The sequence below is a fragment of the Nesterenkonia sp. PF2B19 genome (assembly GCF_001758425.2).
Taxonomy (GTDB): Bacteria; Actinomycetota; Actinomycetes; order Actinomycetales; family Micrococcaceae; genus Nesterenkonia; species Nesterenkonia aethiopica.
This window is the reverse complement of the sequence record NZ_MDSS02000011.1, coordinates 1-14938: the sequence shown is the minus strand read 5'-3', so window position 1 is coordinate 14938 and position 14938 is coordinate 1. Positions and strand designations below refer to the sequence as shown.

The 14938-nt window shown below is 68.5% G+C and carries 10 protein-coding genes and 4 pseudogenes; 11 read left to right on the top strand and 3 right to left on the bottom strand.

Features of this window, described 5'->3' with window-relative positions:
- The first annotated feature begins 95 nt into the window (after positions 1-95).
- Positions 96-608: an NAD(P)-dependent oxidoreductase gene (locus BCY76_RS05080; protein ID WP_085437271.1), complete on the top strand. Its 513-nt coding sequence runs from the start codon at positions 96-98 to the stop codon at positions 606-608.
- A 38-nt stretch (positions 609-646) separates the two neighbouring features.
- Here BCY76_RS05080 and BCY76_RS18940 read toward each other — a convergent pair.
- Both BCY76_RS18940 and BCY76_RS18935 read right to left on the bottom strand, forming a co-directional pair.
- A pseudogene (locus BCY76_RS18940) lies at positions 647-904 on the bottom strand (FCD domain-containing protein); the annotation flags it as partial.
- 298 nt (positions 905-1202) lie between these two features.
- A pseudogene (locus BCY76_RS18935) lies at positions 1203-1577 on the bottom strand (GntR family transcriptional regulator); the annotation flags it as partial.
- On the opposite strand from BCY76_RS18935, the gene BCY76_RS05070 reads away from it, so the two are divergent.
- The 9 genes and pseudogenes from BCY76_RS05070 to BCY76_RS05030 all read left to right on the top strand — a co-directional run bounded on the left by BCY76_RS05070 (position 1576) and on the right by BCY76_RS05030 (position 11077).
- The gene (locus BCY76_RS05070) at positions 1576-2967 is read left to right on the top strand and encodes a GntP family permease (protein ID WP_070162613.1); all 1392 of its coding nucleotides are present in this window, start codon (positions 1576-1578) and stop codon (positions 2965-2967) included. The pseudogene BCY76_RS18935 and the gene BCY76_RS05070 overlap by 2 nt on opposite strands.
- Positions 2968-2993: 26 nt before the next feature.
- Positions 2994-3818 carry a glucose 1-dehydrogenase gene (locus tag BCY76_RS05065; protein WP_070162615.1) on the top strand — a complete coding sequence of 275 codons (825 nt, stop codon included), beginning with the start codon at positions 2994-2996 and terminating at the stop codon, positions 3816-3818.
- Complete coding sequence (locus BCY76_RS05060) at positions 3818-4897, top strand: zinc-binding dehydrogenase (RefSeq protein WP_085437269.1); 1080 nt, start codon at positions 3818-3820, stop codon at positions 4895-4897. Before BCY76_RS05065 ends, BCY76_RS05060 begins: the two co-directional genes overlap by 1 nt.
- A 402-nt stretch (positions 4898-5299) precedes the next feature.
- Positions 5300-5548, top strand: a complete 249-nt coding sequence (gene nrdH / locus BCY76_RS05055) for a glutaredoxin-like protein NrdH (RefSeq protein ID WP_070162619.1) — start codon at positions 5300-5302, stop codon at positions 5546-5548.
- 102 nt (positions 5549-5650) lie between these two features.
- Positions 5651-6151 carry a class Ib ribonucleoside-diphosphate reductase assembly flavoprotein NrdI gene (gene nrdI / locus BCY76_RS05050; RefSeq protein ID WP_070162621.1) on the top strand — a complete coding sequence of 167 codons (501 nt, stop codon included), beginning with the start codon at positions 5651-5653 and terminating at the stop codon, positions 6149-6151.
- 50 nt (positions 6152-6201) lie between these two features.
- Positions 6202-8322 carry a class 1b ribonucleoside-diphosphate reductase subunit alpha gene (nrdE, locus tag BCY76_RS05045; protein WP_442935350.1) on the top strand — a complete coding sequence of 707 codons (2121 nt, stop codon included), beginning with the start codon at positions 6202-6204 and terminating at the stop codon, positions 8320-8322.
- Between the two features lie 156 nt (positions 8323-8478).
- A pseudogene (gene nrdF, locus BCY76_RS05040) lies at positions 8479-9470 on the top strand (class 1b ribonucleoside-diphosphate reductase subunit beta).
- Between the two features lie 7 nt (positions 9471-9477).
- Positions 9478-10304: pseudogene (locus BCY76_RS05035) on the top strand (thioesterase family protein).
- Positions 10301-11077 carry a lipoate--protein ligase family protein gene (locus tag BCY76_RS05030; RefSeq protein WP_442935346.1) on the top strand — a complete coding sequence of 259 codons (777 nt, stop codon included), beginning with the start codon at positions 10301-10303 and terminating at the stop codon, positions 11075-11077. Before BCY76_RS05035 ends, BCY76_RS05030 begins: the two are co-directional and overlap by 4 nt.
- Before the next feature lie 66 nt (positions 11078-11143).
- On the opposite strand, the gene BCY76_RS17975 is transcribed toward BCY76_RS05030, so the two are convergent.
- Positions 11144-11782: a vitamin K epoxide reductase family protein gene (locus BCY76_RS17975; RefSeq protein WP_170922594.1), complete on the bottom strand. Its 639-nt coding sequence runs from the start codon at positions 11780-11782 to the stop codon at positions 11144-11146.
- 926 nt (positions 11783-12708) lie between these two features.
- On the opposite strand from BCY76_RS17975, the gene BCY76_RS05020 reads away from it, so the two are divergent.
- A partial coding sequence (locus tag BCY76_RS05020; RefSeq protein WP_442935349.1) for an Rne/Rng family ribonuclease occupies positions 12709-14938 on the top strand: 2230 nt, incomplete at its 3' end.

Sequence of the window (14938 nt, the reverse complement as noted above, 5' to 3'; positions counted from 1 at the left end):
ATGTTCGCGGTGGCACGCCGCATCCCGCGTCTCGACGCCGCCGTCGCCGCGGGGGACTGGCCCCGGGCCGACGGTGTTGAGCTCGGCGGCGTCGGCTGGGCGTCATCGGACTCGGTGAGATCGGGCGGCAGGTGGCTCGTGCCGGCGCCGGACTGGGCATGGAGGTCCATGGCTGCGACCCCGCCCTGGACGATGACCGCATCCGTGAGCTTGGGATCGTCCCCGGCTCCGTCGACGAGGTGTGCCGGCGGGCCGATGTGCTCAGCCTGCATGTGCCGCTGACACCGAGGACCCGCCATCTGGTCGACGCACGCCGCCTGGACCTGCTGCCGGACGGCGCCATCGTGGTCAACACGGCCCGGGGAGGACTCCTGGACGAGCAGGCCGCGCATGCGGCGCTGGAGGAGGGGCGGCTCCATGGGGTGGCAGTCGATGCCTATGAGACCGAGCCGCCGCGGAGCTCTCCGCTGATCGGTCATCCCCGGGTCGTGGCCACTCCGCACACCGGGGCCCACACTGCTGAGGCCGTGCACCGGATGGCGCAGGCCGCCGTGGGCAATCTGCTGGACGTCCTGCAGGGCCGGGACTGCCGCCACCGCGTGGTCTGAGCGGCAGGTCTCACAGGTGACCGACCGGCGGCAGAGGCTCAGGGCAGGACCCGCACCTCGGCGAGGATGGTCTCGACGTAGGCGCGCACGTGATGTTCCGCAGCGTCCGGATCGCCGCGCACGATGGCTCCGGCGGCCTCGACGTGGTTGTGCAGCGCCTCGTGGACGGGATGGGCAGGGGTCAGGCCGGCGTCCTGACGGCCGGTCAGGACCTCGGCGATGGGCTCCTTGATGGCGGTGAGCATGAGATTGCCGCAGGCGTCCAGCAGGCAGTCGTGGAAGGCGATGTCGGCGGCGAGATATTCGGGGCTGTCGCCCCGGCCGGCGGCTCCGAGCCGGTCGAGCTCGGCGGCGCGCTGCCGATCCTCGGCGCGCTGGTCCTCCGGTGGCGCGCAGTGCGGCCAACCGTGCGGCGGCCGGCTCCACGGCCAGGCGCATCTCGGTCAGCGCGACGATCTGCTGCGCCCGCGCCGCGCTGCGCAGCCTCCAGCGGATGAGATCGGGGTCCAGGACGCTCCAGCTGCTCATCGGCGCGACGGTGACCCCGATGCGGCGTTTGGAGGCCACCATGCCCTTGGCCTCCAGCACCCGGACCGCCTCGCGGATCACCGTCCGCGACACCCCGTACTCGGACTCGAGCCCTGCGAGAGTCAGCACGGTGCCCGGGGCGAGCTCGCCGCCGGCGATGCGGCGTCCGAGGTGGTCGAGGACGGAGTCGTGTGATGCCACGGGGCCTGCCTTCTGGGGGTGAGGTCCTGCTGCGGATGCTGGTGGGGGATGCTGGTGGGAGGGGCGGATCACCACCACACTAGGACACCACGATGGGGCCGTGACGGCTGACACGCATAGGTATGACCAGTGGTTGCGAAACGTGTGATCTATATGGCAGGCTCGGCTCTGTTCACGGCGTGTGAGGCAGGACACGGTCCTCCCCGCTGCGTCGTCCCGCAGATCAATGGAGATACACATGGACAACTGGACGCAGACCCTGGGCACCGGTCCGCTGCTGGCCATCGCCGTCGGCGCCGTCGCGCTCATCCTGCTGCTCATCATCCGCTTCAAGGTCCACGCCTTCATCACCCTCGTGGTCGTCTCGGCCTTGACCGCGATCGTCGCCGGCGTGCCGATGGCCGCCATCTCGGAGACGCTCATGGACGGCTTCGGCTCGACCCTCGCGTCGGTGGCGATCCTCGTGGCGCTGGGAGCCATGCTGGGTCGGCTGGTGGAGCACTCCGGAGGGGCGAAGGCCCTGGCGGATCGGATGGTGACCACATTCGGGGAGAGCAGGGCGCCGCTCGCGCTGGGAATCGCCTCCCTGATCCTGGGATTCCCGATGTTCTTCGACGCCGGCCTGGTGATGATGCTGCCGATCGTCTTCGCCGTCGCCCGACGGGTCTCCGGCAACAGGTCGGTCCTGCTCTTCGGCATCCCCACCGCCGCCGCCTTCTCCGTGATGCACGTCTTCCTGCCGCCGCATCCCGGCCCTGTCTCGGCCACCGAGTTCTACGAGGCGAACCTCGGACTCGTCCTGCTGGTGGGGCTCATCATCGCGTATCCGCTGTGGTACCTGGCAGGAGCCGTGTGGGGCCGTCTGGTGGGGGAGCGCATCATGGTGCCCGTCCCGAGCCTCTTCGGCGACGTCGACGACGACCAGCCGCACAACCCGCCGCGGGTCGCGACCGTCATCGGCCTGCTGCTGCTGCCGATGTTCCTGATCTTCCTCAACACCGGCCTGAGCAGCCTGGCCTCGGTCGGCGTGGTCAGCGACGAGGACCTGTGGGTCCAGACGCTGACGTTCCTCGGCACCTCGGCCATGGCCCTGCTGATCACCGTGATCGTCGCCACCGTCGTGCTGGGCCATCGCCGCGGTGAGCAGGGCTCGGCACTGGAGAAGCTGCTGGACTCGGCCCTCGGCCCGGTCTGCTCCGTCATCCTGATCACCGGTGCCGGCGGCATGTTCGGCGGGGTGCTCCGAGCTTCGGGCATCGGGGATGCTCTGGCGGACTCGCTCAGCGGCATCGGGCTGCCCGTCATCGTCGCCGCCTATCTCATCGCGGTGGCGCTGCGTCTGGCCCAGGGATCGGCCACCGTCGCCCTGGTGACGGCGGCCGGCCTCGCCGCCCCGGCCGTGCTCGCCGGCGACTTCAATGCGCTTCAGGTCGCCTGCATCGTGCTCGCCACGGCCGCAGGCTCCGTCTTCGCAGGACACGTCAACGACTCGGGCTTCTGGCTGGTCGGTCGCCTGATGGGCATGGACGTGAAGACCACCCTGAAGACCTGGACCGTGCAGCAGGCGCTGCAGTCCGTCCTCGGCTTCCTGCTCGTGGGCATCGTCTACCTGGCCGCCAGTGCCGTCTGAGAAGGGGGATCATGACTGATCAGCACATGCAGCGACCTGCGGAGTCCGCAGGCGATGACCCGGGGTCGACCGTGCCCACCGGCCCTTCGGCCCTGTTCGACGTCGCGGACCGGCTGGCGCTGGTGACCGGGTCCTCCCGAGGGCTGGGTCGGGCCTTGGCGCTGACTCTCGCCGACGCCGGGGCCCGCGTGGTGGTGCACGGCCGGGACGCTGAGGCCCTCGAAGCCGTGCGGGCTGAGGCCTCGAGTCGATCCGGTCGCGAGGCGGTGTCGGTCCGCTTCGACGTGACCGACGTCGCGGCCGTGCGGGCCGGGCTGGAGGAGCTCATCGCGGTCCACGGCGTCCCCGACATCCTGGTCAACAACGCCGGCCTGCAGCGCCGCGCGCCGTTCGAGACCTTCGATCCGGAGGACTGGGACGCGCTGGTCGCCTCGAATCTGGACAGCGTCTTCTACGTCTCGCGGCACGTGGTGCCCGGGATGGTCGCCCGCGGGTCGGGCAAGATCGTCAACATCGCCTCGGTCCAGTCGATGCTGGCGCGGGAGACGATCGCCCCGTACTCCGCCACCAAAGGAGCCGTGGCACAGCTGACCAAGGGCATGGCCGCCGACCTGGCGCGCCATGGGATCCAGGTGAATGCGATCTCGCCGGGCTACTTCGCCACGGAGATGAATCGGGCGCTGGTGGAGGACGAGGCGTTCAGCTCCTGGCTGGTGGCCCGCACGCCGGCCCGACGCTGGGGCTCCTTCGAGGAGCTCTCCGGTGCGCTGCTCTTCCTGACCTCTGAGGCCTCGAGCTTCGTGTCCGGGCAGAACCTGTTCGTCGACGGCGGCATGACGGCGGTGGTCTGATGGACAGGCCCAGCGAACGGGATCCCTGGACGACGGGGGAGGCGGGGTCGCGTGAGGTGCGTGCGCTGTTCATCGACGGCGCCGAGCAGGCGCAGGTGCGTCGGACCGTGGTGCCGCCGCCGTCCCCGGGCCAGGTGCGCATCGCCGTCCACCACGTGGGGGTCTGCGGATCCGACCTGCACTACTTCCAGCAGGGGGCCAACGGCGCCTTCGAGCTGCGGGAACCGCTGATCCCGGGGCATGAGCTCTCCGGAGAGGTGGAGCACGACCCGTCCGGGGGCTGGGCGCCAGGAACGCCGGTGACGGTGCATCCTGCGCGGTTCGGGACGCGGGACCCCCGGATCGCCGAGGCGCCCCATCTGTGGCCGGACGGATCGTATCTGGGCAGCGCGTCGACCTGGCCTCATACTCAGGGGGCGCTCACCGAGCTGCTCCTGGTGGACCGGGAGATGGTGCGACCGCTCCCGCGGGAGCTCCCGGTGCGCCGGGCCGTGCTCGCGGAGCCGCTCGGAGTGGCCCTGCATGCCCTCGCCCAGGCGCGGACGGTGGGTGCCGCGGTGCAGGGGGCACGGGTGCTGGTCGCCGGCGCCGGGCCCATCGGTCTGCTGGCGGTCGCAGCGCTCCGCGACGCCGGGGCCGCTGAGGTCACGGTGGCCGATGTTCTGGCGGAGCCGTTGGAAAGGGCGCGCGGCCAGGGCGCCGACGGCGCGGTGGACGTCTCGCGGGAGGAACTCCCTGCCAGCGCGTACGACCTGGTGCTGGAGTGCTCCGGTGCCGCGGCGTCGATCTCGGCGGTGCTGAAAGCAGTGCGTCCTGCGGGCGTCGTGGTGCAGGTGGGCATGGTGCCGGCTGAACCGCGACCGGTGGATCTGGCGCCGTTCATCGTCAAGGAGGTCCGCTACGTGGGCACCTTTCGGTTCCATGAGGAGATCGACGCCGCCGTGGAGATGCTGGCCAGACGCCCGGAGATCGAGTCGGTCATCACCCATGAGCTCGACCCAGGGGATCCGGCGGTGCTGTTCGCCGCCGCCGGGGACGCCCAGGCGTCTGGGAAGGTGATCACCGCCCGGTGGAGCTGAGCGGAGGCATGTGCCCCTGATTCCGCCCGCCCGACCCTGCCTCGGACCGGCCGCAGCACAAGATGTTGCGGCCGGTTCTGCGTCTGCGGGGCATATCTTCCGTCCCAGCGGGTCGACACGCCGCGACACGCGGTGAGAAAAATCATCCTTCCCGTGGAGGGGCCGATCTCCACAGCTGTGGACCACCGGGGTGCGTCACGCAGGGATCCGCATGAATCCGCGGATCCGTCGGTCCACAGGGGCTGTGCACTCGCCGGTGGACGAACTACACTGGTGTGAGTACAGCATCTAGTGGTGACTACCGTGCCCCGACCCAAGATGTAGTATTGAGGCATTGCTTCCACAGGAACACCCGACGACGACGCCCGCCCCTCGCAGAGGGCGGGAGAGAAGGGGAGGACCATGTCCGTCACCGTCTACACCAAGCCCGCATGCGTCCAGTGCAACGCCACCTACCGCGCCCTGGACAAGAACGGTGTCGCCTACACCTCCGTCGACATCTCGCAGGACCCGGAGGCGCTGGAGCGCGTCCGCGCCATGGGCTACATGCAGGCCCCTGTCGTCATCACCGAGGACGACCACTGGTCGGGCTTCCGGCCGGACAAGATCTCCGGTCTCGCCGCGCGCGCCGAGGCCACCTCGGTCGCCTGATCTCCGACACCGCGAGCGGGGTGGAGAGAGTCTCCCCGCGCATGGACACCCGGCAGGAATCAGTGCGGAGCAGCACCTGAGAACCATCGAGGAGCAGCAGCCATGACCGCAGCAGCCGTGGATGCGGCCGGCCCCGCCGGCGCCGCGGGCGCCCCTGCGGACGGCGGCCCCGGCAGGACGACGGCGGCATCCCTGATCTATTTCTCCTCGGTCTCGAACAACACCCATCGTTTCGTGGAGAAGCTGGGTCTGCCGGCCGAGCAGGTCGCCAGACTCCCGCTCCACACCCGAGAGGAGACTCTGCAGGCCACGGAGCCCTTCGTCCTGGTCCTCCCCACCTATGGGGCGGACGGCGGACGGGGCTCGGTGCCCAAGCAGGTCATCAAGTTCCTCAACGTGGAGTCCAACCGGAGACTCCTGCGTGGAGTCATCGGCGCAGGCAACACGAATTTCCACGAGAGCTACTGCATCGCCGGGGACATCGTCGCCGCCAAATGCGGTGTCCCTCATCTGTACAGGTTCGAACTGATGGGCACTGAGGACGACGTGTCCACCGTCCACCAGGGATTGGAAGAGTTTTGGAAACAGCAGTCACGCCGCTGAAGGACCGTGAATCGCACGCCGGTGCCGCCGGAGAGCAGCTCGCCAAGGAGCTGCCGCCGCAGTGGCAGGGGCTGAGCTACCACGAGCTCAATGCCATGCTGAACCTCTACGGCTCGGACGGGAAGATCCAGTTCGAGGCCGATCAGTTGGCCGCGCGGCAGTACTTCCTCGACCACGTGAACACCAACACCGTGTTCTTCCACGACCTGGACGAGAAGCTGAAGTACCTCGTCGAGAAGGACTACTACGAGGTCGAGACCCTCGAACAGTACAGCCGGGAGTTCATCAACCGGCTCTGGGAGACCGCCTATGCCCGAAAGTTCCGCTTCCCGACGTTCCTGGGCGCCTTCAAGTTCTACACCTCCTATGCCCTGAAGACCTTCGACGGCAAGCGGTACCTCGAGCGCTTCGAGGACCGGGTCTGCATGGTGGCCCTGCATCTGGCACGCGGCGACGAGCAGCTGGCGATGGACATCATGGAGGAGATCGTCTCCGGGCGCTTCCAGCCGGCGACGCCGACCTTCCTCAACGCGGGCAAGAAGCAGCGCGGCGAGCTCGTCTCCTGCTTCCTGCTGCGCATCGAGGACAACATGGAGTCGATCGCCCGCGGCATCAATTCGGCGCTGCAGCTGTCCAAGCGCGGCGGCGGGGTCGCCCTGTCGCTGACCAACATCCGCGAGCACGGCGCTCCGATCAAGCAGATCGAGAACCAGTCCTCCGGCGTCATCCCGGTGATGAAGCTGCTCGAAGACTCCTTCTCCTACGCGAATCAGCTGGGCGCCCGCCAGGGAGCCGGTGCCGTGTACCTCAACGCGCACCATCCTGACATCCACCGATTCCTGGACACCAAGCGGGAGAACGCGGACGAGAAGATCCGCATCAAGACTCTTTCGCTCGGCGTCGTCGTCCCGGACATCACCTTCGAGCTCGCCAAGCGCAACGAGGACATGTACCTGTTCTCCCCGTACGACGTCGAGCGGGTCTACGGCAAGCCCTTCAGTGAGATCTCGGTGACCGAGAAGTACTACGAGATGGTCGACGACGCGCGGATCCGCAAGACGAAGATCAACGCTCGGGAGTTCTTCACCACCCTGGCGGAGATCCAGTTCGAGTCCGGGTACCCGTACGTCATGTTCGAGGACACGGTGAACCGGGCCAACCCGATCAAGGGCCGGATCACCATGTCCAACCTGTGCTCCGAGATCCTGCAGGTCTCCGAGCCCAGCGAGTACAACCCGGACCTCGGCTACGCCACGGTGGGCAAGGACATCTCCTGCAACCTCGGCTCGCTGAACATCGCCAAGACGATGGACTCCCCGGACTTCGGGCAGACCATCGAGACGGCGATCCGTTCGCTGACCGCGGTCTCGGACATGTCCTACATCGACTCGGTCCCCTCGATCGCGGACGGCAACCGCCGCTCGCACGCCATCGGCCTGGGCCAGATGAACCTGCACGGCTATCTCGCCCGGGAGCGGGTCTTCTACGGATCCGACGAGGGCCTCGACTTCACGAACATCTACTTCTACACGGTGCTGTTCCACGCACTGCGTGCCTCCAACCGGCTGGCCACGGAGAAGGGTGAGGTGTTCGACGGCTTCGAGGACTCGACGTACGCCTCCGGCGAGTTCTTCGACAAGTACACCGAGCAGGTCTGGGAGCCGCAGACCGAGAAGGTCCGCGAGCTGTTCAGCCACGTGCACATCCCCACGCAGGCCGACTGGCGCGAGCTGAAGGCCTCCGTGATGGAGCACGGCATCTACAACCAGAACCTGCAGGCCGTGCCGCCGACGGGCTCGATCTCCTACATCAACAACTCGACCTCATCGATCCACCCGGTGGCCTCGAAGATCGAGATCCGCAAGGAGGGCAAGATCGGGCGCGTCTACTACCCGGCGCCCTTCCTGACCAACGACAACCTGGAGTACTACCAGGACGCGTACGAGATCGGATATGAGAAGATCATCGACACGTATGCGGCCGCCACGCAGCACGTGGACCAGGGCCTGTCGCTGACGCTGTTCTTCAAGGACACCGCCACCACCCGCGACATCAACAAGGCCCAGATCTACGCGTGGAAGAAGGGCATCAAGACGCTGTACTACATCCGTCTGCGTCAGCTCGCGCTCGAGGGCACCGAGGTCGAGGGCTGCGTGTCCTGCATGCTGTGAGGTTCGGCGGCGGGCCCACCGCGGAGCCCGCCCCGGACGCCCGACACCGCGCCGATCGACACCGCGCCGATCGACACCGCGCCGATCGACACTGACGGAGAGACGAGGGCTGGGCCGAACGGACCCGCCCGGACGAGAAGAGAGACCTCACCCGAGATGACCACATCAGCATCTGCGACGACCTCCTCGACGCTGCTCGACCACGTCGAGGCCATCAACTGGAACCGCATGCCGGACGAGAAGGACGGCGAGGTCTGGAACCGTCTGGTCAACAACTTCTGGCTGCCGGAGAAGGTGCCCCTGTCCAACGACGTCCAGTCCTGGGCGACGCTCACCCCGGAGGAGCAGACCCTGACCATGCGGGTCTTCACCGGCCTGACCCTGCTGGACACCATCCAGGGCACGGTGGGCGCGGTCGCGCTCATCCCGCATGCGCTGACCCAGCATGAGGAGGCGGTGTACACGAACATCGCCTTCATGGAGTCGGTGCACGCGAAGTCCTACTCCTCGATCTTCTCCACCCTGTGCTCCACCAAGGAGATCGACGACGCTTCCGCTGGTCCCGGGAGAACCCGAACCTGCAGCGCAAGGCTCAGATCGTCATGGACTACTACCACGGGAACGACGGGCTGAAGAAGCGGGTGGCCTCCACGATCCTGGAGTCCTTCCTCTTCTACTCCGGCTTCTACCTGCCCATGCACTGGTCCGCCCACGCGAAGCTGACCAACACCGCCGATGTCATCCGTCTGATCATCCGTGATGAGGCGGTGCACGGCTATTACATCGGCTACAAGTACCAGCGCGCGCTGGAGGCCGAGACTCCGGAGCGGCGTCAGGAGCTGAAGGACTACACCTTCGATCTGCTGTTCGAGCTCTACGAGAACGAGGTGCAGTACACCCACGATCTCTACGACGGCGTCGGGCTGAGCGAGGACGTGAAGAAGTTCCTGCACTACAACGCCAACAAGGCGCTGATGAACCTCGGCTACGAGGCGATGTTCCCCAAGGACGTCACCGACGTGAACCCGGCGATCCTCTCCGCGCTGAGCCCCAACGCCGATGAGAATCACGACTTCTTCTCCGGCTCCGGTTCCTCCTACGTCATCGGCAAGGCCGTGGAGACCGAGGACGAGGACTGGGACTTCTGACGTGACCGTGCAGTCCGGGGGCTCGCAGCAGACGAAGGATGAGACGACAGAGCTCGCTGACGGAGACTTCTTCTATGAGTCTCTTGGCGAGGGCCGGTTCCGCTCCACGATCCATGCCCAGGGGGCGTGGAACCCGCATGAGCAGCACATGGCTCCCGCCACGGGGCTCCTCACGCATGCGCTGGAGAGCTTCCAGCCCCGTGACGATCTGCGGCTGGCACGCCTGAGCCTGGACATCCACGGCATCATCCACGCGGGCGAGATCGAGGTGGTCACCCGGATGATCCGTCCGGGGCGCACCATCGAGCTCGTCGAGGCGGAGATGATCGCTCAGGGGCGCACCGCGGTGGTGGCGCGAGGCTGGCGACTGAAGACCTCGGACACCGCCGAGGTCGCGGCGAGCGAAGACGAGGCCGTGCCGGGGCCCGATCTGATGGAGCCCTGGGAGGGCATGCAGGTCTGGCCCGGCGGCTACATCCGCTCCCTCGAGATCCGTGTGGGGGAGGAACATCGCCCCGGTCGCGGCCTCACCTGGCTGCGCAACCCCTATGAGATGGTCTCCGGCGCGGAGACGTCGTCGCTGGTGCGCCTGCTCGGGATGGTGGACACCGCCAACGGCGTGGCGCCGCGGGTGCCTCCGGGGCCCGAGTCCTGGATGTTCCCCAACGTCGACCTGCAGATCCACCTGCATCGGACTCCGGTGGGACAGTGGCTGGGCGTGCAGACCCGGCAGACGTTCGGCGCGACGGTGTCGGCCTGACCTCGTCGGTGCTGCACGACGTCGAGGGCCCGTTCGGCCGCGCCGAACAGATCCTCACCGTCCGACCGCTGTGAGGAGCTCCCGACGCCGGACGCGTCCGTCCCAAGAGCTGCAGCTGCATCGACTGGCGGCGTCCCAGGGTGCTGCGGCCGACCTGGCCGGGGCGATCTCGCTGCTCCAGCGCACGCGATCCGGCGGCACCGCCCCGATGCTGCGGATCTATCGCCCTCGCCCGACGGTGGCCTTCGGCCAGCGGGACCAGCGGCTGCCGGGCTTCGACGCCGCCTCCGAGGCGTGTCGGCGACTCGGATTCGAGCCTCTCGTGCGGCGGGCCGGCGGGCGGGCCGCCGCCTATCATCCGGGCTGCCTCGTGGTGGACCACATCGAACCCGACGACGATCCGATCGTGGAGTCCCAGGACCGCTTCGCCGCCTTCGGCGAGCTCCTCACCGCCGCGCTGACCGCCTGCGGGCTGGAGGCGCGCCTGGGGGAGATCCCGGGGGAGTACTGCGCCGGACGGGAGTCCGTGCACGCGGTGGGCCGGGGAGACTCCGGTCCGTGGGCGGCGGATCGGCGCGTCAAGGTCATCGGCACCGCCCAGCGCGTCATCGCCACCGGCTGGCTGTTCTCCTCAGTGATCGTGGTCGAAGGAGGTGCGGAGGTCCGCCGCGTGCTGGGGGAGGTCTACGCGCATCTGGGCATCCCCTGGGATCCTCTGACGGCAGGATCCGCAGACGAACTCCTGCCCGGCCTGACGGTGGACGCCGTGGAAGAGGCGGTGCTGGACGCCTATCGGAGCCATTGGACGCTCCTCGAGGAGGAGAAGACGACGCCGGACCTCGGCTGAGTCCGCGGCGCACTCGCCCGGGGAGTCCGGTGAGCGCGGGAGCCCGGTGAACGTGGGAGTCCGGCCTCAGAGGCTGAGCGCCTGGGGCAGCTCGAGCACGATGCTCACGGCCACCAGCAGATAGAGCAGCACCATGACCACCCACCACCAGTCGGCGGTCAGGCGGCGCAGGGCCTCAGAGGCCGGGATGACGCCGGCGAGGATGTTGCGGGCGGTCACCGCCACCGTCAGAGGGATCACCGCCGCCCAGACGATCATGCAGTACGGGCACAGCGCACCGATGGCGTAGACGGCCTGCGACCACAGCCAGACGCAGAAGCCGAAGGCGAAGAGGACACCGGCCTGGAGCCCGGACCAGTACCAGTGCGGGGGGCGGAGCCCGGCCCACAGCGTGATGCCGATCGCGATCACCACGGGGAAGCCCACCACGCCGATGAAGATGTTCGGGAAGCCGAAGGTCGCGGCCTGCCAGGAGTTCATGACCTCCCCGCAGGAGACCCATGGATTGATGTCGCAGGCGGTGGAGTGCTCGGCGTCCTGCCACAGCTGGATCCGCTCGTAGAGGAGCAGGAAGCTCGCCACCGCCCCGACGAGTCCGGTGATCACCAGCCACAGGCCCACCGCAGGACGGCTGAACGGGCCGCGCGCCTGAAGGGTGCGGCCGCCGTCGGGGGCCTCCACGGTCGCGGTCTTCTCCACTGCCATGTCCAGCATTGTACGGGCCGAGGCTGAACCGTGAGTCCTCCGGCCCAGGGCATCAGCCTGCCGGGGGACCGAGTGCGGGTGTGCGATACTGAGAATCACCGACGCCCGGACCACACCCGGGGGTCGGACGAGCTTGACTGCTCCGACAGCTGCATATCCGCACCACATGCATGGGCCAGGCGACGCCGGCACCCGTCGTGGACGAGGGACGCCCCCGAGTCTGCACGGATCCGACGAGACGATGGACGACACAGCGCAAGATGCCGCCGCCGACGCCCCAGGAGCCCTCGCGGGCCCCAACACTGCACGCGGGCGGAAGCAGCACGGAGTGAGTGTTCGCGGACAGGCCGTGAAGAGCGCACAGCGAAGGACGCTGTCAGCGCCCGGCATGGTCCGCGAGGCTGCGAGACAGGTTTTTGCAGACATCAAGGATGTGCCCCGGTCGCACCCGCTGTGAGAGAGCGGGAGGGCGTGACCGGAGGAATGACCGTACAAGCAGCCGGCGCGAGGGTGGGTGTGGCAGCCTCGGCGTCGGCATGGAGCAACAGAACAATGTCGCACACAGACACGCCGAACGACGCGGCGTCGACACAGGACACCGTCGGCGCGGACATCTTCAACCCGTTCAGCCCCCCTCCGGCGGACGCGTCGGCCGAGTCGGCAGAGGCCACGAGCGCAGCCCAGCCGGACACCGACACGCCCGAGCCCGCCACGGACGGCGGCACGGACAGCGGCACGGACTCCGGCACCGGCGGCGACACGCCGGCCCGCGGGAGTGCCGAGGACGCTCCCGCTCAGGAGGCCGCCGGCCTGGCGTCCGATGCCTCGACGGAGGAGGACGAGGGTCGGACCAGGACGCGCAGGCTGCCGAGGAGGCCCCGGCGGCCGACCCCGTCATGGTCCTGTTCCAGGCCCCCGACCTCTCCGTGGTGGAGAAGGCGCGGCGTTCCCGTCCTTCTCGGGAGGACGCGGCAGCCGCCGACGCGGAGTCCGATGACGACGCTCGGGACCGGGACGCTTGGGAGGACCAGGACGACCGAGGGGACGACGGGGCAGACTCCCGCGATGACTCAGTCGGCGAGTCCTCGGGCGGATCTGGTGCCGATGACGACGGCTCCGGCGGACAGCGGCGGTCACGGCGCAAGCGCCGCCGCGGTGGTCGGGGTCGCAGCCGACAGTCCTCGGAGAACTCCGAGACGCCCGAATCGTCGGGCAGCTCCGAGGCGTCGCCGTCCGGTGACTCCGGATCCTCCGCTCAGAGCGGGGCCGGAGATGGTGAGAACGGTGAGGAGCCCCGCGACGCCGAGGGCGAGGTGGTCCGCAAGCGTCGGCGCCGTCGCCGTGGTTCGGTGGACATGGAGGTCGCCGGCGGCGAGGGTGACGACCCGGAGCACACGGTGACGCGCGTCCGCGCGCCCCGCGAGGTCTCGGAGTCCTCAGCCCCGACGAAGGTCGCCAGCCTCAAGGGCTCGACGCGCCTGGAGGCCAAGCGCCAGCGTCGTCGTGCTTCCCGGGAGACCGGACGTCGGCGTCAGGTCATCACCGAAGCGGAGTTCCTGGCTCGCCGCGAGTCGGTGGACCGGAAGATGATCGTCCGGCAGAAGGGCGACCGGATCCAGATCGGCGTCCTCGAGGACGGAGTGCTCGCCGAACACTACGTGTCGAACACCCAGCAGGACTCCCTCATCGGGAACGTGTACCTGGGCAAGGTCCAGAACGTGCTGCCCTCCATGGAGGCGGCCTTCGTGGACATCGGCAGGGGCCGCAATGCGGTGCTGTACGCCGGTGAGGTCGACTGGGACGCCGCCAATTTGGACGGCGCCCCCCGGAAGATCGAGAACGCGCTGAAGTCGGGCGACTCGGTCCTGGTCCAGGTGACCAAGGATCCCGTCGGCCACAAGGGGGCACGGCTGACCAGCCAGGTCTCGCTGCCCGGACGGTACCTGGTGTTCGTGCCGGGCGGCTCGATGACGGGCATCTCACGCAAGCTGCCGGACACCGAGCGGTCCCGTCTGAAGAAGATCCTCAAGGAGCAGATGCCGGACAACGCCGGCGTCATCGTGCGGACCGCCGCTGAGGGCGCCTCCGAGGAGGAGCTCACCCATGACATCAACCGGCTCCGTGCCCTGTGGGAGACCATCCAGGCTCAGAAGGCGGACCGGAAGGTCCTCGCCCCGGAGCTGCTCTACAGCGAGCCGGACCTGACCATCAAGGTCGTCCGCGACGTCTTCAACGAGGACTTCTCCTCCATGGAGATCCAGGGTGAGGAGACCTGGGACAGCGTCGAGGCCTACGTGACATACGTGGCGCCCCACCTGCTGGACCGGCTGCACCGCTGGGACCCTGAGGAGCAGAAGGCCGACGACATCTTCGCCCACCACCGCATCGACGAGCAGCTGGCCAAGGCGCTGGACCGCAAGGTCAACCTTCCCTCCGGCGGCTCCCTGGTCTTCGACCGGACCGAGGCGATGACTGTGGTCGACGTCAACACCGGCAAGTTCACCGGCTCCGGCGGGAACCTCGAAGAGACGGTCACCCGGAACAATCTGGAGGCCGCCGAGGAGCTGGTGCGGCAGCTGCGTCTTCGGGACATCGGGGGCATCATCGTCGTCGACTTCATCGACATGGTCCTGGAGTCCAATCGGGACCTGGTGCTGCGGCGGCTGGTGGAGTGTCTGGGGCGGGACCGGACGAAGCACCAGGTGGCCGAGGTGACGTCCCTGGGTCTGGTCCAGATGACGCGCAAGCGCATGGGGACCGGCCTGCTGGAGGTCTTCTCGGAGCCCTGTGAGCACTGCGCGGGTCGCGGGCTGATCACCCATGGGGAGCCGGTCGGCCATGTGCCCTCCTACACCTCCCAGGGGGAGGCACGCTCCGGCAAGGGCCCGAAGAAGCGTCGCAAGAAGGGCGGGAAGGCCTCCTCCGGGGCCGACCAGCAGACCTCCGGCGAGCCGAGCGCCCAGGAGCGCGAGAAGCAGGAGAAGGCTCGTCAGGCGCTGGCCCAGGTCGCCGCGGCGACGACAGGACATACCGAGGACTCCTCGGACGAGACGTCCGGCGGCTCCGGTTCCGGCGGGGGCCAGGACACGTCCGGGCAGACGCGGGAGGACTCCGGCGAGCAGCAGGGCTCGGGCCGGCGACGTCGCGGACGCAAGC